Source organism: Gordonia sp. 11cp, assembly GCF_057767225.1.
Genome location: NZ_JBYLSD010000002.1, coordinates 57,119 through 81,078 on the forward strand (window position 1 = coordinate 57,119; position 23,960 = coordinate 81,078).

Annotated in this window: 32 protein-coding genes; 15 read left to right on the forward strand and 17 right to left on the reverse strand. The window is 66.9% G+C overall.

Annotated features, from left to right (window positions below):
• Positions 1–2: 2 nt before the first annotated feature.
• A complete protein-coding gene (locus AC3B6C_RS25015; protein ID WP_058253240.1) occupies positions 3–305 on the forward strand; it encodes a hypothetical protein in 303 nt (100 codons plus the stop codon).
• A 14-nt stretch (positions 306–319) separates the two neighbouring features.
• Here the strand turns inward: AC3B6C_RS25015 and AC3B6C_RS25020 are convergent, their stop codons facing one another.
• The gene (locus AC3B6C_RS25020; protein ID WP_139114229.1) at positions 320–1,213 is read right to left on the reverse strand and encodes a hypothetical protein; all 894 of its coding nucleotides are present in this window, start codon (positions 1,211–1,213) and stop codon (positions 320–322) included.
• Between the two features lie 148 nt (positions 1,214–1,361).
• Between AC3B6C_RS25020 and AC3B6C_RS25025 the strand changes: the two genes are divergently transcribed.
• Positions 1,362–1,775, forward strand: coding sequence for a hypothetical protein (locus AC3B6C_RS25025; protein ID WP_139114230.1), 414 nt, complete (start codon positions 1,362–1,364; stop codon positions 1,773–1,775).
• A 67-nt stretch (positions 1,776–1,842) separates the two neighbouring features.
• On the opposite strand, the gene AC3B6C_RS25030 is transcribed toward AC3B6C_RS25025, so the two are convergent.
• Complete coding sequence (locus AC3B6C_RS25030) at positions 1,843–2,034, reverse strand: hypothetical protein (protein WP_139114231.1); 192 nt, start codon at positions 2,032–2,034, stop codon at positions 1,843–1,845.
• Between the two features lie 184 nt (positions 2,035–2,218).
• A complete protein-coding gene (locus tag AC3B6C_RS25035) occupies positions 2,219–2,875 on the reverse strand; it encodes an MspA family porin (protein WP_058253243.1) in 657 nt (218 codons plus the stop codon).
• Positions 2,876–3,149: 274 nt separating this feature from the next.
• Here AC3B6C_RS25035 and AC3B6C_RS25040 point away from each other — a divergent pair, with 274 nt between their 5' ends.
• Positions 3,150–4,220, forward strand: coding sequence for a DUF6924 domain-containing protein (locus tag AC3B6C_RS25040; RefSeq protein ID WP_058253244.1), 1,071 nt, complete (start codon positions 3,150–3,152; stop codon positions 4,218–4,220).
• Between the two features lie 80 nt (positions 4,221–4,300).
• Here AC3B6C_RS25040 and AC3B6C_RS25045 read toward each other — a convergent pair whose 3' ends face one another.
• Complete coding sequence (locus tag AC3B6C_RS25045; RefSeq protein ID WP_488376555.1) at positions 4,301–4,885, reverse strand: hypothetical protein; 585 nt, start codon at positions 4,883–4,885, stop codon at positions 4,301–4,303.
• A 259-nt stretch (positions 4,886–5,144) separates the two neighbouring features.
• Here AC3B6C_RS25045 and AC3B6C_RS25050 point away from each other — a divergent pair, with 259 nt between their 5' ends.
• Both AC3B6C_RS25050 and AC3B6C_RS25055 read left to right on the forward strand, forming a co-directional pair.
• Positions 5,145–5,588: a hypothetical protein gene (locus AC3B6C_RS25050; RefSeq protein ID WP_058253246.1), complete on the forward strand. Its 444-nt coding sequence runs from the start codon at positions 5,145–5,147 to the stop codon at positions 5,586–5,588.
• 20 nt (positions 5,589–5,608) lie between these two features.
• A complete protein-coding gene (locus tag AC3B6C_RS25055; protein WP_058253247.1) occupies positions 5,609–6,169 on the forward strand; it encodes an RNA polymerase sigma factor in 561 nt (186 codons plus the stop codon).
• 18 nt (positions 6,170–6,187) lie between these two features.
• On the opposite strand, the gene AC3B6C_RS25060 is transcribed toward AC3B6C_RS25055, so the two are convergent.
• Positions 6,188–8,143, reverse strand: a complete 1,956-nt coding sequence (locus tag AC3B6C_RS25060) for a MucR family transcriptional regulator (protein ID WP_139114233.1) — start codon at positions 8,141–8,143, stop codon at positions 6,188–6,190.
• 55 nt (positions 8,144–8,198) lie between these two features.
• Entirely contained in the window at positions 8,199–8,624 is a 426-nt protein-coding gene (locus AC3B6C_RS25065; RefSeq protein WP_222844772.1) for an Rv3235 family protein, read from the reverse strand.
• A 462-nt stretch (positions 8,625–9,086) separates the two neighbouring features.
• Here AC3B6C_RS25065 and AC3B6C_RS25070 point away from each other — a divergent pair, with 462 nt between their 5' ends.
• On the forward strand, positions 9,087–9,449 hold the full coding sequence (locus tag AC3B6C_RS25070; RefSeq protein WP_058253250.1) for a lipoprotein LpqH: 363 nt from the start codon (positions 9,087–9,089) through the stop codon (positions 9,447–9,449).
• Between the two features lie 247 nt (positions 9,450–9,696).
• Complete coding sequence (locus AC3B6C_RS25075; RefSeq protein ID WP_139114234.1) at positions 9,697–10,419, forward strand: HEAT repeat domain-containing protein; 723 nt, start codon at positions 9,697–9,699, stop codon at positions 10,417–10,419.
• A gap of 163 nt (positions 10,420–10,582) precedes the next feature.
• On the opposite strand, the gene AC3B6C_RS25080 is transcribed toward AC3B6C_RS25075, so the two are convergent.
• A complete protein-coding gene (locus tag AC3B6C_RS25080; protein WP_058253252.1) occupies positions 10,583–10,900 on the reverse strand; it encodes a hypothetical protein in 318 nt (105 codons plus the stop codon).
• Positions 10,901–11,035: 135 nt separating this feature from the next.
• Here AC3B6C_RS25080 and AC3B6C_RS25085 point away from each other — a divergent pair, with 135 nt between their 5' ends.
• Both AC3B6C_RS25085 and AC3B6C_RS25090 read left to right on the forward strand, forming a co-directional pair.
• On the forward strand, positions 11,036–11,362 hold the full coding sequence (locus tag AC3B6C_RS25085; protein WP_058253253.1) for a hypothetical protein: 327 nt from the start codon (positions 11,036–11,038) through the stop codon (positions 11,360–11,362).
• The gene (locus AC3B6C_RS25090; protein WP_058253254.1) at positions 11,359–11,571 is read left to right on the forward strand and encodes a hypothetical protein; all 213 of its coding nucleotides are present in this window, start codon (positions 11,359–11,361) and stop codon (positions 11,569–11,571) included. Before AC3B6C_RS25085 ends, AC3B6C_RS25090 begins: the two co-directional genes overlap by 4 nt.
• A gap of 97 nt (positions 11,572–11,668) precedes the next feature.
• Here the strand turns inward: AC3B6C_RS25090 and ligD are convergent, their stop codons facing one another.
• Positions 11,669–12,622: a non-homologous end-joining DNA ligase gene (gene ligD, locus AC3B6C_RS25095; protein WP_075862424.1), complete on the reverse strand. Its 954-nt coding sequence runs from the start codon at positions 12,620–12,622 to the stop codon at positions 11,669–11,671.
• A 49-nt stretch (positions 12,623–12,671) separates the two neighbouring features.
• On the opposite strand from ligD, the gene AC3B6C_RS25100 reads away from it, so the two are divergent.
• Positions 12,672–12,980 carry a hypothetical protein gene (locus tag AC3B6C_RS25100; RefSeq protein ID WP_075862423.1) on the forward strand — a complete coding sequence of 103 codons (309 nt, stop codon included), beginning with the start codon at positions 12,672–12,674 and terminating at the stop codon, positions 12,978–12,980.
• A 210-nt stretch (positions 12,981–13,190) separates the two neighbouring features.
• Here AC3B6C_RS25100 and AC3B6C_RS25105 read toward each other — a convergent pair whose 3' ends face one another.
• The 7 genes from AC3B6C_RS25105 to AC3B6C_RS25135 form a co-directional block, all read right to left on the reverse strand.
• On the reverse strand, positions 13,191–13,397 hold the full coding sequence (locus tag AC3B6C_RS25105) for a hypothetical protein (RefSeq protein ID WP_044508856.1): 207 nt from the start codon (positions 13,395–13,397) through the stop codon (positions 13,191–13,193).
• Positions 13,398–13,525: 128 nt separating this feature from the next.
• The gene (locus AC3B6C_RS25110; protein ID WP_075862422.1) at positions 13,526–14,611 is read right to left on the reverse strand and encodes a GmrSD restriction endonuclease domain-containing protein; all 1,086 of its coding nucleotides are present in this window, start codon (positions 14,609–14,611) and stop codon (positions 13,526–13,528) included.
• Positions 14,612–14,820: 209 nt separating this feature from the next.
• Positions 14,821–15,231, reverse strand: a complete 411-nt coding sequence (locus AC3B6C_RS25115) for a hypothetical protein (protein WP_139319381.1) — start codon at positions 15,229–15,231, stop codon at positions 14,821–14,823.
• A 9-nt stretch (positions 15,232–15,240) separates the two neighbouring features.
• Positions 15,241–15,969 carry a helicase associated domain-containing protein gene (locus tag AC3B6C_RS25120; protein ID WP_075862420.1) on the reverse strand — a complete coding sequence of 243 codons (729 nt, stop codon included), beginning with the start codon at positions 15,967–15,969 and terminating at the stop codon, positions 15,241–15,243.
• Between the two features lie 4 nt (positions 15,970–15,973).
• The gene (locus tag AC3B6C_RS25125) at positions 15,974–16,621 is read right to left on the reverse strand and encodes a helicase associated domain-containing protein (protein WP_139319397.1); all 648 of its coding nucleotides are present in this window, start codon (positions 16,619–16,621) and stop codon (positions 15,974–15,976) included.
• A gap of 95 nt (positions 16,622–16,716) precedes the next feature.
• Complete coding sequence (locus AC3B6C_RS25130; protein ID WP_075862418.1) at positions 16,717–17,469, reverse strand: RES domain-containing protein; 753 nt, start codon at positions 17,467–17,469, stop codon at positions 16,717–16,719.
• Positions 17,466–17,858 carry a hypothetical protein gene (locus AC3B6C_RS25135; RefSeq protein ID WP_058253264.1) on the reverse strand — a complete coding sequence of 131 codons (393 nt, stop codon included), beginning with the start codon at positions 17,856–17,858 and terminating at the stop codon, positions 17,466–17,468. Before AC3B6C_RS25135 ends, AC3B6C_RS25130 begins: the two co-directional genes overlap by 4 nt.
• Positions 17,859–18,005: 147 nt before the next feature.
• Here AC3B6C_RS25135 and AC3B6C_RS25140 point away from each other — a divergent pair, with 147 nt between their 5' ends.
• Positions 18,006–18,707, forward strand: coding sequence for a helicase associated domain-containing protein (locus AC3B6C_RS25140; RefSeq protein ID WP_084813131.1), 702 nt, complete (start codon positions 18,006–18,008; stop codon positions 18,705–18,707).
• Positions 18,708–18,723: 16 nt separating this feature from the next.
• Here the strand turns inward: AC3B6C_RS25140 and AC3B6C_RS25145 are convergent, their stop codons facing one another.
• Positions 18,724–19,278: an LppU/SCO3897 family protein gene (locus tag AC3B6C_RS25145; RefSeq protein WP_084813121.1), complete on the reverse strand. Its 555-nt coding sequence runs from the start codon at positions 19,276–19,278 to the stop codon at positions 18,724–18,726.
• 435 nt (positions 19,279–19,713) lie between these two features.
• Here AC3B6C_RS25145 and AC3B6C_RS25150 point away from each other — a divergent pair, with 435 nt between their 5' ends.
• Both AC3B6C_RS25150 and AC3B6C_RS25155 read left to right on the forward strand, forming a co-directional pair.
• A complete protein-coding gene (locus AC3B6C_RS25150; RefSeq protein ID WP_075862415.1) occupies positions 19,714–20,244 on the forward strand; it encodes a M15 family metallopeptidase in 531 nt (176 codons plus the stop codon).
• A gap of 241 nt (positions 20,245–20,485) precedes the next feature.
• Positions 20,486–20,761, forward strand: a complete 276-nt coding sequence (locus AC3B6C_RS25155; protein ID WP_075862414.1) for a hypothetical protein — start codon at positions 20,486–20,488, stop codon at positions 20,759–20,761.
• 100 nt (positions 20,762–20,861) lie between these two features.
• Here the strand turns inward: AC3B6C_RS25155 and AC3B6C_RS25160 are convergent, their stop codons facing one another.
• On the reverse strand, positions 20,862–21,716 hold the full coding sequence (locus tag AC3B6C_RS25160; protein WP_158037435.1) for a DUF2690 domain-containing protein: 855 nt from the start codon (positions 21,714–21,716) through the stop codon (positions 20,862–20,864).
• Positions 21,717–22,007: 291 nt separating this feature from the next.
• On the opposite strand from AC3B6C_RS25160, the gene AC3B6C_RS25165 reads away from it, so the two are divergent.
• Positions 22,008–22,346: a hypothetical protein gene (locus AC3B6C_RS25165; RefSeq protein ID WP_262338805.1), complete on the forward strand. Its 339-nt coding sequence runs from the start codon at positions 22,008–22,010 to the stop codon at positions 22,344–22,346.
• Between the two features lie 187 nt (positions 22,347–22,533).
• Positions 22,534–23,697, forward strand: a complete 1,164-nt coding sequence (locus AC3B6C_RS25170) for a HEPN-associated N-terminal domain-containing protein (protein WP_075862411.1) — start codon at positions 22,534–22,536, stop codon at positions 23,695–23,697.
• Positions 23,698–23,960 lie beyond the last annotated feature (263 nt).

A 23,960-nucleotide genomic window follows, 5' to 3' on the forward strand; every position in this document is an offset into this window, starting at 1 on the left:
GAATGACGAAGTCGATCGAGCGCGCGATCGTCCGTGCGGTCGCCAGTCGGATCGCCCAGCTCGATGACGGGCCGCGCTACGCCTCCTATGCGATCGCCGGACTGGTTCTCGCGGCCTGCGCGCTCCTGCTCCCGGACTACCTCATCGTGGTCGTATTCCCGCTGGGGCTCGTTGCTTTCGGCTTCCTCGTTGCGGCTATCGCTGGTGCTTATCCGGCAGAGAAGATCGCGTTCTGGTCGGGGCTGACCTTCGGCCTGGCGGCCGATTGCATCTGGCTAGGCCTGGTATTCGACGGGGTTCTGTGAGTCTGAAACGGCAGTTACCCACAGGCCCAGTCAAATACGTTCGATTCGAGGTCGTACTGGAGGGTGCCGGTGCCGATGTTCATCCCGGGAAGTTCGAACAGGTCGAGATAGTACGGGGTGAGTCCGTCGGGAATCCACTGGGAGGGAAAGACTGTGCCGCCGAGGTGATTGAACCACTGAAGTCTGTCGGCCCAGTCGTGGGAGTCGCCGTCGCCCCAGGTGCTGAGGTACGGAGTCTCTGTGGTGGCGTCACGTTCGACGGGGGCGATCCCGGCGTTGGGGTCGTTGCGGCGCGGCGTGAGGCGCACGAGCATCGGCGGGTCGTCGTGGTTCCACGCATGGCGGGGCAGTCCGTCGTGGGCATGTTCTCCGGGACGTCGGCGGTCTGCCGGTGGTGAGCCGATCTGAGTGAGTTCATCGGCGGTGAGCCAAATGGCTGCGAAGTAGAGATCAAGGATGTCCGTGAGGAGAATCTGCTGGGGGTGGGGGCGGTGATGGTGCAGGTCGATGATGAACGGATCGGCCGGATCGGGGGTGTCGGGTAGCGGCATGAATGCCTCGCCGGCTCCCTGGAAAAGCGCAATTCCTGGGAGGTCAGGGCCGTGTCGGCGGAAGTGGTCGGGGAGCCACAGGGTGATGATGTGCATCATCGGCATCCCCGTCGTCGGATCGCGCGGCCACTGCTGAGGTGCGATCCCCGGACCGACCGGTCCGATCCGGCCGGCGGGAACCGAATGCTGGGCCGCCCAGCTGGCCGGATCAACCCGCGAGTCTTCGGACGTGTGACCCGGGTAGGCCCACAACCCGCCGTCGCCGTCTTCGAACACCATGTCGTAGACGGTGAACCCACCGTCGGGGTCGCGCTCGAAGACGGGCTCGGTGAGAGTCGTGAACACGTGATCAGCCATCTTGCGCGTGGCCTCCTGGGATCGTCCGTGTATCGGCAGGGGGGTGACGAAGCGACCGATACGCATTGCCGGGTTGTGAGTGTAGGTGTGGGCGCGTGCAGACGATTGGCCGTCTGCACACACCCGGAGCGGGCGATACGCTGCTGGCGTGGATGCGAACGATCGAGGTTCGATGCCGTTGAGCTACCGAAATGTCCAGCCGGACGGTATGGCCGTCGAACCTCGTCCGCAAGTGATAGCCGCTCGTGCCGCCGACATTGTGGCGACCGAGCGAGGCTCGGTCGACGCCGTCGCCGAGGCTACGGCCGAGTTGCCCAGCTACGTCGCCGAAGTGACCAAATGGGACCTGGTGGCCGCCGTGGAGAAGACCGCCGACAGCATTGCGCGGAGCCGCCACCCGCTGCTCGGCGATGTTCTCGGGCCGGGTCCGGTGCCGTGGGCATGCTGGCAGGGCGAGCTCGTCGAGCCGTGGCCGATCCTTGCCGACGCTGCAGCCCATCTCGGTTCGGCGCTGCCGTCACGGCACCGGTATGTCGGGCACTGGTCGGCGACGACCGACTGAACGAGAACTGCGGGTGGACGCCGAACGTCCACCCGCAGTCATCGGTTCAGGCCACCAGGACTGGCGGTCAGGGCCAGGTGAAGTTGCCTGTGCCGCCGATGATGACGTCCTGGCCGTCGATACCGAAGTCGTAGGTCGTCAGTCCGTCGTCGCCGTGCTGCAGTTCGATCGGGGCTGCCGAGGCCAGCCCGCCGCCCATCAGCGACAGTGCACCGGCCGCCGCGACGGCCGCCACGGTGGACCCAATCGTCTTACGCACTCGCGCCTTACCTACTCGCATCTGAGTGTTCCTTTCGTCATGCCAGCTCTTTGGCTGGGCTTCGGTGTTCTGCACGTCTGCGGTCGCAGATCGTGCGAGGCGCACGGGTTGTGCGTCCATAGAATGGGTTGCTCCTGGGGTGGTGGAATGTTCCCGCCGAACAGCAGATTTGGGGCCGATTGGTTTACAGGTAGACGACGCGGCCGTAGACGGCGTTGCCGTCGTTGGCTTTCGGGGTGCTGGTCTTGAGGATGGCGTAGGAGCGGACCGCGACCGGGCCCGCGCACCCGTCGATGCTGATGTGGCCTTCGCGGGTGGTGGTCGACGCGCGTCCGGCGCCGACGGCCTTCTTGTCGAAGGTGACGGTGGTGATCTTGCCCGGTGACATCGTCACCGACAGACTCGGCTGCAGCAGGGCCTGCGGACTGATCGACAGGTTTCCACTGGGTCCGGCCGCGCTGATACCACCACCACCGCTGCCACCGATGCCCAGGCTCGCCCCGACACTGCCGGTCACCGATTCCAGCTGCACCGCGCATCCGATCATGTACCCGGCCTCGAGTTCACCGGTGATCGCTGCTCCGGCCTGCCCGGCCGGCGGCGTCAGCGTGGACACCGCCCGCATCGACATGAACGCTTCCCGCGACGTCGGCACCGAGGACAGCGGCGCGACCTTCTGCACCTTCTCGTGGGTGGAGGCGATCGAGGCCTTCCAGCCGTCGTCGGTGACCCAGCTGCGCTGATGCCCCGGCTGGGCCTCGGCGGTGCCGGCGGCGAACCCGCTCGCGACGGCGCCCATCGACACGGCGGCAACGGCAATGGTCATGGCGGTCTTGTTCATCGGAGTGTCCTCTGGTCCTGGCGCAGCGAATCGCCGCGCCCTGTGCTGGCAGTCCCGCCTCGTTCATCGGGGCGAGAAATGTGCTCTGCGTGAGCAACTGAGGATTGGTTGCCTCGGAGAACCGAGAATGTTCCCGGCAGCACGATGCAGGATCAACGCCGTTAGGCAGGCGGGTGTGTTGTCGGCGTGATCGCCGCCCGTTCGGCCCTAGGGTGGCGGCGGGGCAGCCGCTAGAAGAGCGTGCTGTGGGGGTCGACAGTAACGAGGAGTGGTTGTGGAGCTGGAGCACGTGCAGTACGAACACCGTACGGCTGATTTCATCGCTCTCACTGGCGCATTCGCATCATTCGAGCCAGAGCATTATCAGAGCTGGTACACCGGCCAGCATCGGTTGAGTATCGGCATCCAGGACACCAAGAACTACACGCTCAGCTACGAACCTGGTAAGCCGGGGTTCGACCCGCCGCGGCTTCCCGAGTTGACGTTCCTGATCCCTGATGCGCCGGCCCCGGTGGTCGTCGACCTCATCACTCACGACGCCGAGCCGACCCTGTTGGATGCTGCCGACGGCTGGGTCCATGTCGAGCAAGGTGGCGCCGAATTCGGCTACCTGCCTGTGACGATGCAGCCTCTGGTGTGGTCGTCGCCGAGCGAACACGAGCGCATCAAGCCTCTGGTGCACACGATTTTTGGTCCATGGAACATGGTTCGCGTGTCCTGCCGGGACCGGCGACCCTCCGATCCCGTCGTGCAGGTGCGTGTCGACATCTGGCCGATCCCCGGGCCGGCCGGCCTCGAGGTCATCCGCTACACGCCGACCGGCCGCAACACTCCGGCCGCGTCACACGCCCCGGCCCAGCCCGCCGAGGTGCGAGAGCGCATCGACGCCGCCGTGGCGGCCGACTCTGCGACCTCGGTGTCTGGGCCGCTCGACGCCGACCATCTGACAGGCCTGTCCCTGCTGATCCGCGGTGATTTCAGCGATCCCGAAGGGTGGACGACGGTGGCGAATGCGGCGCTGGCCCCCGATCCTGTCGACGGGTTCTCTGCCGATCTCACCCTGGTCGACGACCCCACCTACGACAACATCACCGTCGACGAGCTGGCGCACGCGATCGGGGAACCGCCGCCGTTCTACGTGTTCCTGTGCGATACCCAGACTCTGTCCCACCCCGACCACCCGATCCTGGCCATCAATCTCGACGGCGAGGACACCTCGAAACGGAGCGTGCGGGTCGTGCCCGCTGCGATGTGGTCGATCGAAAACAACCTCGCCCTGGCCAACATGGACTTCGCCGACTTCGTCGGCGCCGCCGACACCGACGGCATCTTCCGCGGATTCTGACGCCGAGGCCGTCAAGCCCACACACAGCGATGCCCGACCCCTGGGGGTCGGGCATCGCTGTGGTTGACCTCGGGCGGGGGTCAGACGAGGGCGTCGCTGTCGTGACCACCGGGGGTGGTGTCTTCGGGGGCGTCCGGGGTGTCGCTGTAGGTGCCGGTGTCGTCGCTGTAGAGGTCGAGCTCGCCGTCACCGTCGGTGTCCTGGCCGTAGACGTCAGCCTGGCCGTCGAAGTCAGTGTCAAGCGCGACGGCGTCGAACTGCCCGTCGCCGTCGGTGTCGACAGCAACGGCGTCGATGGCCCCATCGGCGTTGGTGTCGACGAGCAGGGTGTCGGGTGCGCCGTCGGCATCGGTGTCGAGGGTCTGGGTGACCAGTTGCCCGTCTTCGTAGGAATCGACCTGGGTGAGGTCGCCGTCGGCATTGAGGTGGGCGACCTCGTCGACGACGCCGTCGCTGTCGAGGTCGCTGGCGATGACGGCGCCGCCGTCGGCGGTCGGTGCCGCGGCGGTGTCGACATGGCCGTCACCATCGGTGTCGGCCTCGACCAGGACGACCTCGCCGGCTTCGTCGTAGTGGACGTTCGATGGCGTTGCCGGCGTCGTCGGTGGTGTGTACCACCTGGCCGGCCGGGCCGTCGGCGGCTTCCGGGGCGGGGGCGGGCGCATCGGCGGGGGTGGCGTCGGGGTTGTAGGGCTCGTCGGGGCTGATGATGGGGGCGTCGCTTCTGGGGGTACCGGACATGGTGCGTCCTCTTTCGAACTCGGTCTGTGAGCGTGTCGGGAATCTGTTGCCACCAGGAATGAGGAATGTTCCCGCCCACGATCGCCGCGACCCCGAATCCGCGTCTATCTGGCGAGGAGGATTACATCACAGCTGTCGGGACCTGGTCGGGAACACCGAGGGTGGGCCGTAACATCTCACCTGGTGACCGGGCCGACGGCGACCTTCGTCGGCGACCACCTCACCAGAAACGGAGGTCAACACATGCAGGAGGACGAACCGTCGCCGGTTCTGGCGTCACTCGGCATCGACCCCGCCACCCTCACCACCGACCTCCCGCCGGGAGTGTGGGACAACGCGCTGCAGGCAGCCTTCGACCCGGCCGCCGTCGCCGACCCCGACACCGTCCCCGACATGGACGACACCCCGCCGGCCGACCTCGACGAGGACATCGACCTGGGTGACGACACCCCCGACAGCCCGCCCAGCGAGGCACCGGCTGATCCGCCGATCGCCCACGCCGCCCAAGACGCCGCCGAGGAAGGACAGCTCCCGCCCGCCGACGAGCCCAGTGGGAGTGTCGACCTCGCCGACGCCGGTGTCGAAGACCCGCATCCCAGTGCCCACGACACGCACGACGACATCTGAGAACCGGGTTGGGGGAGTTGATGGACGAAGCACGTCTGCTGCTGCAAGCACGTAACGGCGACCAGCACGCCTTCGCCGAGCTCGTCGGCGCTCACCGCACGCACGTGTGGGCGGTGTGCCTCAACATCTGTTCCAACCCCCACGACGCCGAGGACGCCCTGCAGAACACCCTCGTCGCGGCGTGGCAGAACCTACACAAGTTCCGCGGTGAGTCGAAGTTCAGCACCTGGCTGCACCGGGTGGCCGCGAACAACGCCCTGATGGTCGTGCGGCGCCGCAAAGCCAACACCACCATCACCGACTTCACCGACCCCGACCAGCCGATCCAACTCGTCGACGACACCCACCAGTCAGCATTTGATGATCAGATCGCGCTGCGCGACGCGGTACGCGACGCACTCGCACAGCTACCTGAGGACTTCCGAGAAGCCGTGGTCCTGCGTGAATTCGGCGATCTCACCTACGCCGACATCGCCGCCCACCAGGGCGTCGGTGTTCAGACAGTCAAATCCCGACTCAACCGAGCCCGCACCCAACTCGCCGACCTGCTACGCGACACCACCGCCGCGACAGGCCAATAGCGTCGAACGAGACATCGATCAGCGAGACTGGTCCTCGAGAAGGGCTGACGGTAGATCGGTCAGGCGTGGCGCATTCGGGTTGCGGCGGAACCGCTCCGAGTATCGGGAGTTGGTTGCGACCTGGTGCTGCTGCCGCTCGCGAACCTCGGTGGAGACCAACCCGATGCGCTGTTCGATGCCGTGGCGCTGTTTGTACTCGCGGGCGGTCAGGTCATGGGTTTCCAGATGGGTGCGGGTCAGCGCACGGAAACGCTCACCGCATTCATGGCACGCGATTGTCTCGCCGTCGTCGTCGATGTGGCCCCACCAGCCATGTCCTGACCGGCGAGGAGTCGCCGTGGTGGAAGAATCGACGCCTGAGGGGTCGGCTAGCACGCGCTCGCGTCGCCGCTGGATCGCGTGCGCGGAGCAGCGGTCTTGTTCCACCGCCCACCATTCACAGTCGGCCACAACACATTTACGCGCCTGACCGTTGCGTTCCAACAGGTAAACCAGGGCGGTGGACAGATCGTCTCCGGCCCGGCCGGCGATGGTGTCGACGGCGACCGACAGCGCAGTAGCCACGATGTGCTGTACCCGGTCGGCGGTGAAGCGCCGCTGCCACTGGCCGCCCCAGATGGTGGCCGCCAACAGGTCGTCGGAGACACCCGCGGTGCGGTAGACCCGGTCGAGGACGGCGCGCGCATCGCAGACCACCGTACGCAGGCGGGCGCCGCACGCCGCGATCGCCGCCACGATGGCGTCGCGATCGGGATGGTTAGCAGCAGCGATGGCGATGTCAGCGAAGTAACCGGCGAGGTCATCGACAAGCCGACCACGGCTGTCTTGGCCCAGGTCGCGGATCGCCGCGGCCGGGGTGAACACCGGCAGGCCGTCGACGATGTCGACGTCGTCCCACGACAACGCCGTCGAGCGGCCCAGATATCGGGCGGTCGTGGTCGTACGTCCCCCGTTCTTCGGTGCCTTGGTGATCGCGAGCTGCGGCAGTCCCTGACCGGGCTGGCCGAGGCCATGGATGGCCAAGGCGGTCGTGCCGGTGACCACACAGTCAGGACGGGGCGCCGACAGCCGCTGAGCAGGGGTCGAATCCCGTACGGCCGCTACCCAGGCCAGCTGCGCCGCAGCAAGGGCGCCCTCACCGGGACGGTCGGCTTCGCGCATCACGCCGTTGGCGACCGGAACCACCAGGCCCGCGTCGCGCAGCTTCACGTGATCGCTGCGGGTCACGCCCTGCTGCTGGAGCTGGACGCTGGTGATCAGTCCCCACTGGGCCGTCCGCAGCGCCGCGGTATCGGCCCATTTGCGAGCCAGCAGCGGGGGCAGGGGAGATGACGGTGACGGGGCGTCCAGGCGGATACCGGTGGCCGCGATCGCGGCGTCGATGGCGGCCTGATCGGGGCGGTCGGCCGCAGCCCCGGCGATAGTAGTGAAGTAGTCGGCCAGGTCGTCGCCGAATCGGGCGCCACCGTGCGCGGCGACATCGCGGATCGCCGCGGCCGGGGTGAAGACGGGCAGTCCGTCGAGAACCGCCACGTCATCCCACGACAGTTCCGCCCGGCGAGGAACGATCGCGTAGGTGGCGGTCTGCCGGTGCTGGAAGCGCCCGGTGACAGCCAGTAGCGGCAGCGTCTCGACGGGCGGAGCGGCGAGTCCATGCAGGGCCAGCGCGGTGTACGCGGTGACCACATAGTCTGGCCGCGCGGCCGAGAGCCGTTCCTCCGGAGCCGAACCCGGCGCTGCCGACACCCAGGCCAGCTGGGCTACGGCCAGCAGGTCGTCCGCCGGCGGGCGGGGTTCCCGCATCACACCTCTGGCCACCGACACCAGCAATCCTCTGCGCCGCAGCAGAAGCTGACTCGACCCGTTGACGCCGAGGCGCTGGAGTTGGGCGCTGGTAATCAGGCCCCACTGCTGGGCACGCAACGGTGCAGAATCGGCCCATCTCCGAGCCAACACCGACGACTGCGCAACCACCGGGAAAGGATAGGTCACGCCGAGCCGATGACAGATGTCAACGCCAGCCGTCGAATCAGCAGAACTCGAGGGCAACCAGCTGCCACCGATAGGCGACACGGCCCAGAGTGGATCGGCTGCCCGGCCGCGCGGCGGCACGTATCCGACATGGCTTGCGCTCGACGCGGGCGGCGAATGGCCGCACCTGGCCGTCCGTGGTGACGGAACCGAAGATCTCGGCGCCGCAGGGGTCACACAGCTGTACGTGGAGGCGATGCACCGATGGCCCGATCGAGGACCTCTGGGCCCTACTGGCTGTCGCGGCAACCGTCTTCGCGATATGAAAGGCGTCGTGACGGACCAGTACCGCGATCTGGTCCGCGATCGCCGGGGTCACCGTCTCGCCAAGACGAGACGTTCCTCGCTGGCGGCCGATCACCTCGCACACCAGCTGCATGACGGCAACCGAGAATCGGTGGGCCTCCCATACAGCCGACGACATCGCCAGTGACCGATTATCACTGTGTGCGAGCGGTTCTCGCACTCGGACGGTGCCGCTCGGAGCCGCCGCGCGCACAGAAGCGTGTGGAGACGCCGACCGCCCTCGGGTGTGCGGCGGCAGGGATCTCCCTGTCGAGGATGATCCTCGAATCAATGGCTGCATGCTGATGTGTTGCAGCAACCACCCCGCCTAGTTCCAGCCGGTGGGTTCCGTCTACTGACCCCGGCGGTATGTGACCGACCGGCGCCGCGGCGGTCCGGCGCCTTCCCCTCGCGGGTTCGCCCGGTACAGTCCCGCAGCAAGCAAGCAGATCGTGTGCCTCACGACCAGCCCAGGGGGAGACAGAATATGGCTAGCCGTCAGCGTTTCGTGGTGCCACTCCTGGTGGCATCCTGTGTCGGTCTCGTAATAGCCGGATGTTCGGAATCCGATGCCTCCCAAACCGCGGATACGCGACCGGAGTTGTCCAAGATCGACATCCCCTACGCCGAACTCAGCGCCACTGTCGATGGCCAACCACTCCCAGGCATCGACCCGTCTGAGTTCATGTGTTACCGACAGAGCAATTCCATCAGCATCACCGGACAGGACCCCACCGACGGGCAGCCTGGGCTGAGTGCCGATCTCCAGCCAGGCAATCCACCAAAACTCGTGAGGGTGTCGTTCGGACTCGATGGGGTCCTCTACACCGCCAAGCAGGGCAAGGGTTCAGTCGAAGCTGTCGACCAGGACGGTTCCCGTATCACGGTTCGCGGGACTGCGGAAAGCTGGGATCTCGCCGTACCTATCACCAAGCAATTCGAGCTCTCGGCAACTTGCAACTGACACCGCACAAGCCTTGGGTCGCCCGCTATCGCGGGCAGTGATCGACTCCGCGGGCATCACCGGCTTCCGGCGTGTCAGTGATCAGCTCTAGCACCTGGCAGCGCCGTCCCACCGACGCCGTGGGCCAGGCCTATCCGGCCGATTGGTCGGTCGGTCGGAACATCTCGGCAGCCCAGTTGCATCAGACCCTCCGAACAGCCAGCCGATCCGCGGCGGCTCCGGACGGGTAAGGACTCGCGATGCCAGGATGCGTTCCCGCGTCACCCACGCAGGTAAACATCGACCGCCGATCGACAGGCCCGATGTGACCGCGCTGTCGAAGCGAGAGCGCGTCTACCAGCGCCTCGCCGCCGACCTCGCACACGCCGATCCCTCGCCACACTCGCACGGACACCTCGGCGTAGCCGACACGCGGCGGATGTCCTCTCCCACGCGCGTTCTCGTGGACTGGTTGCGCCATATCGAGGAACGATCTGGGTTCACCGACAGCAGCGAGGTCGATCAACTCCGGATCGATCTCTGCCGGTTGCTGGCCAGCACCGGCGTCCGCGATTGCGGCGCCGCCGAGGCGCTCATCGACCAGTTTCACCTTCAGCCACCAGTGAGCGCTGAAGTCTTGACCGAAGCGGCGCAAGCGCTGCGGGAGTTGGCATCCCGCGATCATCGCGACGAACTATCGAGGCTCGCAGCAGACCGCACACTGGGCGTTTGTCGATCGGGGATCCTTGAGTTCCTGACCGAGCATGGCCAGCAAGAGGATGTGCATCTCGTTGCCGACCAAATCAGCGATCCCAGCGTGCGGGCGACAGCGATAGCCTGCCTCCGACGGTTCCGGCCGACCCCCGTCCATCTCATCGGCACGGTCGAGGCCTACCTCTACGACCCCGACAGCGCTGTCCGCGAGCAAGCATCCCGGACTGTGGCAGTCCTCTACGCCGCGGTGTTCGCGGCTAGCAGCGGCGCAATCTGATCCCGGGCATTCGCCGCGAGGCCCCTGTCGAGCGGTTCGACAGGCCGGACCGTCACGCCCTTTCAGCAGGTCGCGTGATGAACCAGTGCTGGGGCGAAGGTCTGCGGTGTCGGTGCACCGCTGCATCACCGGCGAGGGCCGTCAGGCAGGCAGACGTCACGGGTCAGTCCTGGTCGAAGTCGGTCTCTATCGCCTCGATCATCCGATCCTCGTAGGCCTCCTGGTTGATGAGACGCGCCTCGAAACCCTCTTCGGTGTAGCTGCCCTGGGCGGCCTGCTCCCCGAGGGAGATGATGCGTGCGGTGCGCTCGTCCTCGTCGAGGAGGGATTCAAGCTTCTCGCGCAGACGTCTGAGAGCGCCCTCTTCGGAATCCGCTGTCACAGACCAGTTTTCTCCGCCATACCGGCCCGTCCAGACACCGCTGTCGTCCTCGGTGAGGATGGCACGTTGGGTCACGTGCAACCGTGGTCGCGCATCCACCGATTCACCTCCCAGCCGCGGGAACGGCGGGGGTGCGTACGGTCCCGGACTTCCCTTCCGGTCACACCCCCGCCTACCCGTACAAACTACACGAGCATCGAACACCCATTCGACCCGTTGGGTTAAACTGTGAGCATGTTCGATCGCTGGCCCGACACCCGAACACTACGCGTGGTCGACCCGCCCAGGCCCGTGCTGATCGACATGGCGATCGCTGACCCGTCCTGCGGACGGTCATATGCCGCCGGCGGGGGAGTCTCGCTGCGGGTGCGAGCCTCCGGTGCCCGTATCGAACCGACCATGCCCGCGCTCCTCTTGGCGTGGTTGCAGGTCTCAAATGGATTGTGGCGCGGTATTTGTCAGATGCCGGTCGAAAGCGCCAACCACGTCTCGTCGGCCGTCATCACGATGTGGGTGCCACCCGAGGCGCTGCAACCGCGAGAGGACGCCGCCGAGCGATGACCGAGAACAACGATGCCGGGGCCGGGCCCACGAATCGCGTCGCACCCAAACGCGGCCGCGTCGCGATCGACGAGCTGACGTTGATCGTGCGGCCGCCCGGTAGGGCGGCAGACGTCCGGGTCTACACCGACGATGAGGCGACCGAGGCCCAGGCGTACGCCGACGAGGTCGGCGGACAGGTCGATCGACTCGGAGAAGCCACGAGCTGACTCCGCTGGCGCTGCGCTGCCGCCCTCCCCGGCGGGTCGGTTGCCACAGGGCCATCGTGGTTGCGTTGTGCAGGTGACCGAGTCGACGTCCGAGTAGTCAGGACTGGGTGTCGTGTTCGGGCCAGATCACCTCGTCCGGGGTTTTGTCGGTGCGCAAGCCTTTCCACGAGGGATGTCGCAGCCGGCGGGTGAGCTCGCGGTACTCGATGGTGCCGATCAATACCGGTCGCACCCACCGCACGTTTCTGATCCTGGTGGGCGAGTGCTCGGTGGTGAACGGATGCTCGGGGCGCGCTATCGCCGCCAGTCGTTCAGCGATCTCGCGGCGGTGCCGCTGGGTGAACCCGGTACCGACCTCCCCGAGGTAGACCAACTCACCCGAGGATCGGTAGCCGCCGACCAGCAGCGACCGCACCATCGCCGGGCCGCCGGTCCACCCGCACACGATCACTTCGGCGCTGAGCCGCAGAGGAACCTTGACCCACGCCGGGGACCGCTGCCCCCGCACGTATCTCGACGTTGCTCGCTTGGCGACCACCCCCTCCAGGCCAAACGTCCTCGCGAGCTCGAGCATCGGTTCGGCGGAGCTGTCAGGCCAGTACGGGGTGACCTGCGCCGCGCCGATACTGGTGAGCGAGGTGTCGAGCAGTTCGCGGCGCTCGAAGTAGGGCAGCGGTCCGACGTCGGAGCCGTCGAGCTCCAGGACGTCGAACAGATAGAACGCCGCCGGAACATCGGTGAGCAGCCGCCGGCCCGGCCGCGGGGTGTGCATGCGTCGTTGCAGAAGCGAGAACGACGGCCGCCCGTCGGCGTCGAGAGCCACGATCTCACCGTCGACCACGACGTCGCGGCCGCCACTGGCGTTCATCAGGGCGGCCGTGATCTCGGGGTAGGTCGAGGTGATCGGGCTGAGGTTGCGGCTCAACAGCAACACCTTCCCGCTAGCGACTCGGGCGACACAGCGCTGGCCATCGAACTTCATCTCCCACGACCAGCCCGAACCCGACGGGGGAGGACCCGCAGTTGCGAGCATCGGCGCCATGGAAGCCATACGCTCCACTGTCCTCGCTCACCGACCGGTCGGTGTCTATCCTCAGGCCGTGATCGAACGCGTACGCATCACCGCAGAGACCACAGCGATCAACTACGCAGCCCGATTCGGCTACCCCGGCCGCACCCTCGCCAACTATCTCGACCAGCTCGGCGGATGGGACGGCCACGTCGATGACCCGTTCGGCACCCGGCCGTGGATCTCCCTGCGCGCCTTCGACGGAGCCGACCCCGGCCTGTTCCTCAAACTCATGTTTGCCGTCCCACAGATCCCCGGCGATGACTTCCCACCCGTCTACGGCGACGAGGTGATCCTCGCCGAGTACGACCTCCCCGAGGGCACCGTCATCCCGCGGTGACTGCACACACGCGCTGCTGGTGACGACTGAAGCCGCCGACCCGAGTGGGTCGACGGCCTCAGTGTGTAGATGGACGGTGCCGGTCAGTGCGCCTCTCGGCGAGTGGCCGCACGCAGCGGCGGAAAGGGGTGAGGCCCGGGGCAATGAGCCCGCCACCGTCGCACGAGTCAACGGTGGCCCCACCCGCGGTATTCCGCGCAGCTGGCCGGTCTATTCGGCGAGCTTGGCGACCGCCTGGGCCCAGAGGAAGAACTTGTTGGTGCCCAGGTCACGCACGGTCTTGATGTTGAACGCCGCCTGGAGCTTTTCGGCGTCACCGTCGCTGACGCCTTGCAGCGCCGCGACCGGCGCATCGGCCAGCTCGGCCAGCGACTTGTCTTCGTATGCCTTGTCGAACTTGTCTGCGATTCCAGCCATGACCACTCCTTGAGAGTTCTCGACGACAGGGTTCGCAACACCCCGGGAAGGTGCCGCGCCCGCAGCCTAGACCGCCGTCACGACGTTCCGAAAGGACCGTCGTGACGGCGTGGGGGATGGCGGGGTGTCTATTCGCAGGCGACGCCGTCGCCGTCGCGGTCGAGCTTGCTGCTGTAACCGGGTTGCCCGGCGTAGATCGGGGCCGCGCCCGCGGCGCGGACTGCCGAGCAGTTGGCGTAGTAGACCGACGCCGGCGCCTCAACCGCAGGTGGCGGGGTGTAGGTCGTCGTCGGCGGCGTGTAGGTCGGTTCCGGGATCGGTGTCGCCGTCGAGGTCCGGGTGTTGGGGACCTGGCGGGTCGTCGGTGCCGGCACCGCGGCGCCGCAGCTACCGAGAACGCGGGTGATGGCGTCCTTCTCGGCCTGGGTCACCCACAGCTGGTAGGCAGCTTTGACCTCGACCTGACGGGCGACGTAGGTGCAGCGGTAGGAACGGTTCGGCGGCAGCCAGGTCGCGGCATCACCGTCGCCCTTTTGCTGGTTGGTGGGGCCGTCGGTGGCTTGCAGGTTGCGCGGATCGTTGGCGAAGTCCGCTCGCTGAGCCGCGGAGAGCTGCTGGGCGCCCTTCTGCCATGCATCCGACAACGCGACGACGTGGTCGATCTGCACCGCCGACGAGGTTTGCTGGCCACGCACGAACGAGATGGTGGTGCCGGTGTAGGGGTCGGCGAGTGTTCCGGACTGCACCGCGCAGCCGTTGGAGCCGGGCTTGAGCACGATGTTGGTGAGGTCGCGGCGCAGGATGTCGTTGCGGGTGTCGCAGCCGTTGTGGCCGCTGTCGACGTTCACGCCATCGGTCCAAGCTTGCCCGAACAGATCCCGGTCATACCCGGTCTTGGGTGCGCGACCCTTCACCTCGAGCGTGTCCAGCGTGGCCAGCGCTTTGTTCGCGGCCGGTGCCGCCGACACCGTGACGACCGGCGTCGCGGTGGGCAGCGACACCTCCGACGCCGCGACCGCGGACGTCTTCGTCGCAGGCAGCGTCGAGGTGTCAGCGACACGCTCGGTGGTCACGGTGTCGGTCGTCCCGCACGCTCCCAGCGCCAGGGCCAGCGCAGCCGCGCAGCTGCCGACCAGGACCCGGGATCGAGTCCTGCGAGGTGAAGGGGTGGCCGGCGGCTCTGACGAGGAGACGGCAGGGGGGAGCGGGGGCATAGCCATTGAGCGGGAGAGCCTTTCACACAAGCGGCGATCGGCGCGCAATGGCCGATCGAATGTCAACTACCTATAGCAGCCCACTCGGACATCGTTACCGAACCGGACAATCCCGTCCCACGTTTGCTTCAGTGCCGCCGGCCGTACTCGAACTGACACTGGCCGGGTTTTGAACCCGTTGCCTCAGCCCGGCGGGCTGCTGTGTCGGATCAGGAGCGGCCTCGGATCGTTATGCCCTGATCGCCCACAGCGCCGACGTCTGGCAGCTGCGATATGACGGCCAGTAGGTCATGTTCCCGCGCCGACATCACCCGCCAGTGAATAGCTTCGTTACCGGTGGCGAACACCTGGGGATAGGGGTGCGGCTCGATGACCTCGAACGCGAGGATGTGATAGGCGGCAGCCTCGATATCGGTGACGGGTCCTGCATCCGAAGGGTGGAAGTCGAGGTCGTAGATCACGCCGAACACCTTCGCCGGGTCACTGACCAGGCGTGAACGAAACACCACGCACACACAGTCCCCGACAGCCCACGCGGCCATTACAGCGACGTCGTCGCATGCAGGAGGCTGTGCCGCCTTCGCTGCCACCCGTTCCGCTACTGCCGCAGCAAGGTTCACCGCATCTCCTCATCGCTCCCCAGCGCCGCGACGAACACCAGGTCGGTTGTGGCCTGTCCATCGCCAGTCGTCGAACTCGGCCTCGAGGCGGCCGACCCGGTCGGCTGGCATGGTGCCCCGACGGTAGTCGGCGCGACGGTTGGCCACCCACTGGCCGATCGCGAAGCCGTCGATCACGTCCCGCTGGCTGGGGCTGCTGGTGCCGTGCACGGCCCGATACCGATGCAGGTGCGCGACGCCGGCCTCGAACGCGGCGGCCGATGCCGCGTCCTGGGGGTTCCACTGCCAGTCCGCGAACTCGTTGTCGAACAGCGCGATTCGATCAGCAGTTAGTCGGCCTGTGCGGTAGTCGGCGCGACGGTTCGCCGCCCACTGGCCGATCGGAAACCCGTCGATGACGTCGTGCTGGCGGGGGTTGCTGGTGCCGTGTGCAGCGGCGTAGCGGCGCAGGTGTGCGATCCCGGCCGCGAAGGCGGCATCGAGCACATTCCACCGCCAGTCGGGGAACTCGGTTTCGATGCGGCGGATCCGCTCGGGCGATAGCCGGCCGAGCCGGTAGTCGGTGCGGCGGTTGTCGACCCAGCCGCCGATCGCGAAGCCGTCGATCGTCGCGTGGCGGGGCGGCGAGCTCGAACCGTGCGCGGCGACGTAGCGGTGTAGGTGCGCGATCCCGGCGTCGAACCGCCGCTCGTCCGCACGGCGACGGCCAGCGGTCGGGGAGTCGTGCTCGCTGGGCACGGTGTCACCGCCGGTTGCTCGTGGCGGCGGGTCGTACCGTCCACCGCCAGTCCGGGAACTCGGTTTCGATGCGGCGGATCCGCTCCGCCGACAATCGGCCTTTGCGGTAGTCGGCGCGGCGCGTGGCGACCCAGGTACCGATAGGGAACCCGTCGATCACATCCCGCTGAGGGACTTGGCTGGTGCCGTGGGCGGCAACGTAGCGGCGCAGGTGGGACAGTCCGGTCTCGAATGCGGCCGCGAAGGCTTCGTCCTGCGGCAGCCACTGCCAGTCCGGGAACTCGGACTCCAGACGCGCGATCCGCTCGGCCGACAGTCGGCCTCTGCGGTAGTCGGCGCGCCGGGACGCGACCCAGGTGCCGATCTCGAAACCGTTGACCACATCGCCTTCTCCGGCGTTGCTCGTGCCGTGGACGGCGACATACCTGCGCAGATGGGTCACGCCGACGTCGAACATCGCCTCACGCACATTCCACACCCAGCCGGGGAACTCGGTGTCGAGGCGGCGGATCCGCTCGGGCGACAGCTGGCCCCGCCGGTACTCGGCACGGCGGTTGACGACCCACTGACCGATCGCGAACCCGTCGATCGTCGCGCCGCGGGGAGGTGAGCTGGAACCATGCATGGCGACGTAGCGGTGCAGGTGGGCGATCCCGGTGTCGAAGAGACGGTCGTAGGCACTACCACGGCTGGTCGAGCCAGCCTCATCCTCGCTCGGCGTTGCGGCACAGCCTGTTTCAGGTCGGTCTATGCGGGGGTCCACTTGAGTCCGAGGAGGGTCAGGGCGCGGGCCAGGTGTGGATCCGCGGCGTCGATGGGGCAGTGGTCGACCACGTCGATGTGGGGGCTGATGTCGGGGTCGGCGGCGCGTTCGTAGAGCGCCCACATGCGTAGCTGGTCGCCGTGGCGGGAGTCGAACTCGATCCCGTCGACTGCTGCCTGTCCGTGGTCGGTGAGGGCGTAGAGCCAACGGGAGATGGCTTGGGTGAGGCCGCGGGGCCGGCCGTCCCGCAACGCGGCGGTGTCGAGGTCATCGAGCCCGTAGCGGATCGCGAGCGGCCGAAACACCGTCCGCAGGGTGGCGAGGCTGTCCGGGTCGGCGGGCACCGCGAACCGTCCGGTCAGGGTGCCGTGGCCGAGCATCCGTGCCTCACACCACGATCGCGGGACGCACCCGGGCGGCAGCGTGGGATAGTCCTGCTCGTCTTCCTCGTCGACGACGATGTCGTCGAGCTCGGCGATCAGTTGCGGGCTGGGTCGGGCGAACGCGAGGACTTCGAGATAGCAGGCCAAGGGAGTGCCGGCGCAGTACAGAGTGCGCCACACCCCGTCGGGGTCATCCCAGCGGCCGGCGAAACGGCCGTCGGTGGCGTACTCCCACGGCGTCCACTCCCACGGACTCGGCGCGTACCCGACCCGATAGATGGGCGCGGCGACCTGGATGCTGGTGGTGATCGGACCGTGCGGGGTGCCGACCGTCGACGTGCGGGGTTGGTTCATCCCACCGCGGCGAACTGGCGGGCAGCGTTGAGCACCTGGGGGCCGACGTCGGCGAGCTCGCCGTCGCGCAGCAGCAACGCCGGCGCCCGGTCGTCGAGGACCGGGTTGAGGCCCTGGAACCACGCTTGGGCGACGGCGGGGGTGTCGCGTTCGGTGATCAGGCGGGCGGCGCGGTAGGCGATCCGGAGCCGTTCGACGTCGTCGGGGTTGGCGATGGTGCGGGTGCCCTCGGCCCACTGCCGTACCGCTCGGGTCTCGCTCACCCGCCCCAGGTAGGCCACGAGCTTCGCGCCGAGCAGATCGCGCAACGCAGCCACGAGTTCGGGCTGCGACATACGTGCCGCTTCGGCGTAGGCGGCCAGGTCTGGCCGGGGATGCGCTGCTGTCATGGTGATCACCTCTCGATCCCAGTATAGATCCCACGGTGTGTGACAGCTAGACGCCAGAAGTAATGCTCGCCGCGACCCGTTGGTGGTCGTGGTGAGGACTTCGGGTGGGTGGCCGACCGCTGCCAGCGACAGGCACACTAGGTGACCGTGACCAGCCGATTCGATGAGGGTATCGCCCATCTACATCGGTACGTCGCCGTGCACGGCACCAGCAACCCGCGCCAGCGGGACGTCATCGACGGCTTCCCGATAGGCCGGTGGGTCAACACCCGCCGCACCGACTACCGTCGTGGCGTCTTGCCCGCGGAGCGGATCGCGCAACTCGAATCCGAATTCCCCGACTGGCAATGGAAGACCAATGCCCGGACGACCTTCGCTGCCGGCGTGACCCACCTGCGTCGCTACGTCGCCCTCCACGGCACCAGCAACGCCCGCCGCCACGACGTCATCGACGGATTCCCGATCGGTACCTGGGTCGCCAGCCGCCGCGCCGAATACCGGGCCGGACAAATGCCACCTGGACACGCCCACCAGCTCGAAGCCGAGTTCCCCGACTGGCAGTGGACCCTGCGGGCTCGACCACCGTTCCACGTCGGCCTCGATCACCTGCACCGCTACGCCGCCGCACACGGCACCAGCTCACCGCCCCGCGATGCAACAATCGACGGATTCCCGATCGGCGCCTGGGTGGCCAAACGCCGCACCGAGTACCGACGACACCGACTCTCGTCCGACCGGATCACCCAGCTCGAAACCGAGTTCCCCGACTGGCAGTGGAACCTCCGATCCTCGCCCCGGCCGCCCGTGCCTCACGATCACGGCGCAGAGGGCTCTACGACTGCGTACTAGCCGCGCGGCGGATGGTCTAAGGCTCGAAGTACGTCAAGCAGTATCCAGCCGGTGTCGGCTTCGCGGCGAAGTACTCGACCTGTCCCTCTGTGCATTCCGGAGCCGCGGCCACCTTGGTCTCGACCTTGAAGTAGTTCGTACCGCCAGGGACCAGCGTCACCCTTGAACAGTCGACCTCGTTCACCTTGGTTAACGGATTTGGCACATCCGTTGGCGGTTCGGAGTAGCACAGCCCCTGCCGGTACACCGGGGCAAGGCACAGTACTTCCGCGATGCGCGGGCGGGCGCCGGCGTACGGGCGTTCCTCATACCAGAATGCGGCGTACTCAGTGCCACAACCGTTTCGGGTCTGCACCCGTTCCGCGACTGCATAATGAAACCCTCGGAAGCTGCAGTCGACGGTCTCGACCTCAAGCTCCCCGGCGAGTTCGCCTACCGTCAAACAGTCACCGACCTCCACTTCGGTGGTGTTGGCGACGTTGTTCTCGAAGTCGCTGGGGTCCTCGAGGGCCACGCTCACCGCGATCATCAAGGCCAGCACCGTCGCGAACCCCAAGAACCCGGCGAGCAACCATAATCCCTTGCGGCCCTTATTCGGTGGCCGACCACCGGGATGCGGCGGGTACACACCTCCCGGATAGGGCGCAGGCGCGCCGTACGGGACTCCCTGTCCCGGAAAGCCGGCGTTCGGCGGATGCTGCCCGGGCTGTCCGGGCGGGCCCTGGAACCCGTAACCGGGATGGCCAGGACCAGGTGGCGGCATGGTCACGCGCGTAGCCTAACCCGCCGCAAGCGGTCGGTCGCCAGGGACTTCACAGCGCGAAAACTGACGTACTCCCGGACTCTTCGACTCGACGGTATACGGATAGTCCGCGGTCGCAGACCTTGAGGTGGACAGTTACGGGTACTGTTTGCGATAGGTTCTCTGCTGCAGATCCCTGCTGGTTGCCGTCGGCGCGGGTCTGCTGAGAACCGCACGTTCACAATCAAATCGAAAGGTTGACTGATGCCGTCCAGTCACTCTCGCTCCACGCTGCCCACCCGCAGCCTCCGCACCCATCTCCTGGCCGCCAGTTCGGCGCTTGTCGTTGGATGCGCATCCATCCTCGGCGCCGGCGCTGCCGCCGCCGGGACCTCCCAAAATGGGTACCCTCTCATCACTCAGGCCCAAACCACCCAATGGGCCGTTAACGGGGTCAATTTCTGGACCGCCCCCGGTAAGCCCACCGAACTGCTCCGCGAGTTCGTCACCTGGTTCGACGCCAACGTCGAGCCCATCACTCTCGGCAACGGTGACGACTGGTCATGGGCCGAACCGGCACTCGTCCCGCCGACGAATACGGCCTACTCCAACCACGGCAGCGGCACCGCCGTGGATCTCAACCTCGAAATTCATGGCGGGCAGGGCTTCTCGGGCACCTTCACCCCCGAGCAGACCGGCAAGATTCGCGCCAAGCTAGCCAGCACGGGCGGTCAAATCGTTTGGGGCGGAGAATGGTCCAGCCTCCCTGACGATCCGCACTTCGAAGTGAGGTAACGGCCAGCGCAGCATTGAGCGTTGCTGGCGCCGATCTCGTCAGAACTAGACACCTGCTCGGGTGCCGATCGGGTTCGTCCGATGACAAGCACTGCGTCGTAGCCGATGTCGCCCGCCCCGTACGCGGTCGACGAGGGTGAGCATCGACGCATCGACGGTCACTACAGGCGCCCACCTTTCGGCAGCTTATGAAACCAATCACGTTGTGTAGCGATCACACACACTCCAAGAAGAGGTCACTATGGACATCACGAAGAAGAGAATGCGCGCCTCAGTGGTCGCCTGTGCCGTCGCCGCCGCCGGAATCGGTGCGTCCGTGGTCGTCGGCGGGCTCGCTGCGTCACCCGCGCAGGCGACCACCTACACCTACACAGGTTTCGTGGAATGCGACGCGTGGCGCAACACGGTCCTCGCGCAAAACTCGAGCCTGGGCGCAACGGCCTGCGCGCGGGGTTTCAAGGGCTGGCAGTTCGACACCTACCAGGCTCCGACGAAACAGCCGCAGCTCACCTGGTGATCTCCTGCCCGACTGTGTATTGCGCCCCGCCAACCGCATCAGTTGGCGGGGCGCGGTCGTACGGCGTCCTACTCCCAAACCCCAGCCGCTCGAGACGTCTTCAAATGCATAGGGGAGTGGGGCTGTCGGTGCGCTGGCCGTCGATGGTGGCCCATCCAGTGACACAGAGTCGGTCGGTGGGGTTGTCGCGGATGAGGAGAGTGCTGAACGCCGAGTGGGTGTCGGGTTCGGTGGCTAGCTGGCGCGATGGTCCGGAGGGGTCTGCATTGCGGTAGATGGTGACCGACAAGATGTTGTTGGTGTCGGCGCCGGCCAAGCGGGTGATCCGCCCCCACCCGGCGTCGCAGCTCGGAGAGAAGATCAACTCGAGCAAGAAGGCTGGGTTGTCGGTGCTGTTCGCGGCAGGGCGCGCGTCCGCCACGCAGTCGGTCGCGATGGGGTTGTCCCCGGTGCGAACAGCAGGCGGCGATGGTGTCGACATATGGCGGGTGATGAAGAAGGTGGCCGCGTTGCTGCCGATCAGCACAGCGACAATCGCAACGACGAGCAACCACCGCCGCTGTCGCCAGCCTGGGTAGCCGCCGGTAGTCGATAGCTCTGTTGGTGCGAGCGGAGACGGGGCCGCAGACGGGGTGAGATCGGCGAGACGTTGCTGCCAGTCAGCCACCTCGGCCGGGTCGTCTGTCAACGCCATCACCATGGCGGTCAGCGTGCGCGGCGTGGGCAGCGGCCGATCAGCGCGAGTCGCGTCATTCAGCGTGGTCTTGCCCACTGTCAGGTGAGGATGACGTCGGGCCACAGTCTTCTCCAACGCTTCGAAGCTGGAGTTCGGATGACGTTTACGGAACGCGTTGAGTTCGGTCTTGAACGCTGCCACGGCCGCGCGGTATTCGTCGTCTGGGTCCGATGAGGCAGGGGGCTGGTCGGAGAGTTCGTCGTCCGCCGATGACGTCATCGCCACATCACATAGTCCTTCCACGGTGCACGTTGGGTGTCGGTCATTCGATCTGACCGTCCAGGCTCGGCTGCGGCAACCGAACCGGACTGGACGACGAGCGCAGATCATCCGAGCTTGTCCGTCCAGGTGCGGACGGGCGGCCGGACGCCTCAGATCGAGAGGGCATACACCCATCCACACCCCGAACGGAGCACGCACATGTCATCGAAAGCACCCTCCCCTCTGGGGCCACGGCGTATCCTCTCGCCTACGGTCACCATCGTAATTTCCCTGCTCCTAGGGTTGGCGATGACCTTCGCCGCCAGCTCCCCGGCCATGGCCCAGCCTTCCGCGACCCCGCCCGCATCAACGGCGCCCGCGACAGAGCTGGCCCCCGCCCACGCGCAGCCGAGTCCGCTGCTGGCCGACTCAGGTCGCCACCAGGTGAGTGTCGCCGGTGACACTGCACGCTTCGCCGGCTGCCTGGGCGGATTCGGAGTCGCTGCCGCCCCGATCGTCATCGGCTTCACCTTCGGCGGCCCCTCGGGCGCGATCTCGGCGGCCAAAGCGTGGATTCCGCGGCTCGGCCCCGTCGGGGCTGGAGTGATGAAGTGGTGCATGCAAGCCATCTTCGGAATCCGCATGTAGCCCTGCCCCCGGACACCCGCGCCGTGCGACCACCCGCCATGAACGGGGTGGCCGTACGGCGCGCGGCCGTAGTACCTGGCGAGACCGAACAGCAGGACTTCATCCTCGTTGTCGACGACGGTGCCGAGCGATGGCCGGCCCGCCGCGCTCGTTCGCGCGAAACGATGGGCCGCGGGATAGTTATGACATGGGTATGGCCAAGCACATGATGGAGCAGGGTTGGTCCTACTCTGACGCTGTTGTCTGTTCGCAGTGCCTCGACGACCCGATCCTCAAGCAGTCGGTCCATCACGCCGCTGACACCTCGGTCGGACCGTGCACGTTCTGCGGTCGGCGACCCGCGGCGTCGCTCGACGTCGTCCTGGAGCTGGTCGTCGACGGCCTGAGGACTGAGTACACCGACCCGATCAACGAGGCGTACTACGACTCCAGCGAAGGCGGGTATCAGGCCGCGATGCAGGACACCGAGGAACTGCTCTACGAGAACGACGTCAGCAGCGATCACGCCGTCATTGAGGAGATCGCGCGCAGCGTCCACACCACCGAGTGGTGCGACCGCGATCTCGCCATGCCCCCGGTGGGCATGGGCCTGGCGTGGAGCTGGAACCGGTTTCGCGAGGAGGTACGGACGCGGCGCCGCTACACGTTCCTGTTGCCCGATCCTGCCGAGGAAGACGAGCCGGGGATGCATCTGGTGCACGAGGTTCCCGCCGCCGTCACCAGAGCCGTCCAACTCGCCGATCTGGTCATCGACCAACCCGCCGGTGGCACCTGGTGGCGTGCGCGGGTCGGCAACGCCGGGGAGACGTTCGCGACCGCCTCCGACATTGGTCCACCGCCGTCGGAGTACGCGCGTAGCAACCGTATGACGGCGGCGGGGATCAGTGCGCTCTACGGCGCCTCGACGCGTGCCGGTGCCGTCGGGGAGGTGAGCAAGTATGCCGATCCCGGAAGCGGGCTCAGCGTCGGCGAGTTCGCGCTCCACCGTGGAGTGCGGGTACTCGATCTGCGTACCCCGCCGCCCGTTCCGTCCCTGTTCAACGCAGCGGACCGGGACCGGAGGCCGGCGACTGTGTTTCTGCGGGAGTTCATCAAGTCCATCGGTGAACCCACCCGCCCCGGTGGCTCCGATGACGTCACCTACATCCCGACCCAGATCATCACCGAGTTCCTGCGCTACGGCCTCCCACATGGTCCCGTCGACGGCATCCTGTGGCGGTCAACAGCAGTCGATGATGTCGACTGCTGCGTGCTGTTCGTGACCCCAGAGGAGTGTGCGGACCGCGGGAACGAGACACCGGACACCCGGCTCGTACTCGACCACCGGACGATCATTCATCAAGCAGTCTGACGACCGAATCGCGCGCAGACCCAACGAACGTCGGCTCCAATCATGCCCACTGACATGTTGTTGAACGGGTCGCGATGACCTGTGCCGCAATCACAGTCGTATGCGGTGCTACCGCAGCGGCCCTCAACAACGGACGCAGCACGACGTTGGTGTACGGCGCTGTGGTGCTTTGTCCGGGAGCGGCCGTATGCTTCCTTATTGCGCGGGCTCGCATTCCCGAGGCTCAGGACATTCGTGCCCTCGGCTTCGACGAGGGTGCCGGC

What these genes read in the sequence shown, in the direction of transcription:
- AC3B6C_RS25110 (WP_075862422.1), bottom strand. Translation starts at nt 14,611, where the DNA reads ATGCCCCCGCTCCCCCCTGCCGTCTCCTCGTCAGAGCCGCCGGCCACC.
- AC3B6C_RS25075 (WP_139114234.1), top strand. Translation starts at nt 9,697, where the DNA reads ATGCGTTCCCGCGTCACCCACGCAGGTAAACATCGACCGCCGATCGAC.
- AC3B6C_RS25045 (WP_488376555.1), bottom strand. Translation starts at nt 4,885, where the DNA reads ATGCGCCCGCCCCCGCCCCGGAAGCCGCCGACGGCCCGGCCGGCCAGG.
- AC3B6C_RS25065 (WP_222844772.1), bottom strand. Translation starts at nt 8,624, where the DNA reads ATGTCGTCGGCTGTATGGGAGGCCCACCGATTCTCGGTTGCCGTCATG.
- AC3B6C_RS25020 (WP_139114229.1), bottom strand. Translation starts at nt 1,213, where the DNA reads ATGGCTGATCACGTGTTCACGACTCTCACCGAGCCCGTCTTCGAGCGC.
- ligD (WP_075862424.1), bottom strand. Translation starts at nt 12,622, where the DNA reads ATGGCTTCCATGGCGCCGATGCTCGCAACTGCGGGTCCTCCCCCGTCG.
- AC3B6C_RS25150 (WP_075862415.1), top strand. Translation starts at nt 19,714, where the DNA reads ATGCCGTCCAGTCACTCTCGCTCCACGCTGCCCACCCGCAGCCTCCGC.
- AC3B6C_RS25035 (WP_058253243.1), bottom strand. Translation starts at nt 2,875, where the DNA reads ATGAACAAGACCGCCATGACCATTGCCGTTGCCGCCGTGTCGATGGGC.
- AC3B6C_RS25015 (WP_058253240.1), top strand. Translation starts at nt 3, where the DNA reads ATGACGAAGTCGATCGAGCGCGCGATCGTCCGTGCGGTCGCCAGTCGG.
- AC3B6C_RS25130 (WP_075862418.1), bottom strand. Translation starts at nt 17,469, where the DNA reads ATGAACCAACCCCGCACGTCGACGGTCGGCACCCCGCACGGTCCGATC.
- AC3B6C_RS25135 (WP_058253264.1), bottom strand. Translation starts at nt 17,858, where the DNA reads ATGACAGCAGCGCATCCCCGGCCAGACCTGGCCGCCTACGCCGAAGCG.
- AC3B6C_RS25090 (WP_058253254.1), top strand. Translation starts at nt 11,359, where the DNA reads ATGACCGAGAACAACGATGCCGGGGCCGGGCCCACGAATCGCGTCGCA.
- AC3B6C_RS25160 (WP_158037435.1), bottom strand. Translation starts at nt 21,716, where the DNA reads ATGACGTCATCGGCGGACGACGAACTCTCCGACCAGCCCCCTGCCTCA.
- AC3B6C_RS25170 (WP_075862411.1), top strand. Translation starts at nt 22,534, where the DNA reads ATGGGTATGGCCAAGCACATGATGGAGCAGGGTTGGTCCTACTCTGAC.
- AC3B6C_RS25155 (WP_075862414.1), top strand. Translation starts at nt 20,486, where the DNA reads ATGGACATCACGAAGAAGAGAATGCGCGCCTCAGTGGTCGCCTGTGCC.
- AC3B6C_RS25085 (WP_058253253.1), top strand. Translation starts at nt 11,036, where the DNA reads ATGTTCGATCGCTGGCCCGACACCCGAACACTACGCGTGGTCGACCCG.
- AC3B6C_RS25165 (WP_262338805.1), top strand. Translation starts at nt 22,008, where the DNA reads ATGACCTTCGCCGCCAGCTCCCCGGCCATGGCCCAGCCTTCCGCGACC.
- AC3B6C_RS25105 (WP_044508856.1), bottom strand. Translation starts at nt 13,397, where the DNA reads ATGGCTGGAATCGCAGACAAGTTCGACAAGGCATACGAAGACAAGTCG.
- AC3B6C_RS25055 (WP_058253247.1), top strand. Translation starts at nt 5,609, where the DNA reads ATGGACGAAGCACGTCTGCTGCTGCAAGCACGTAACGGCGACCAGCAC.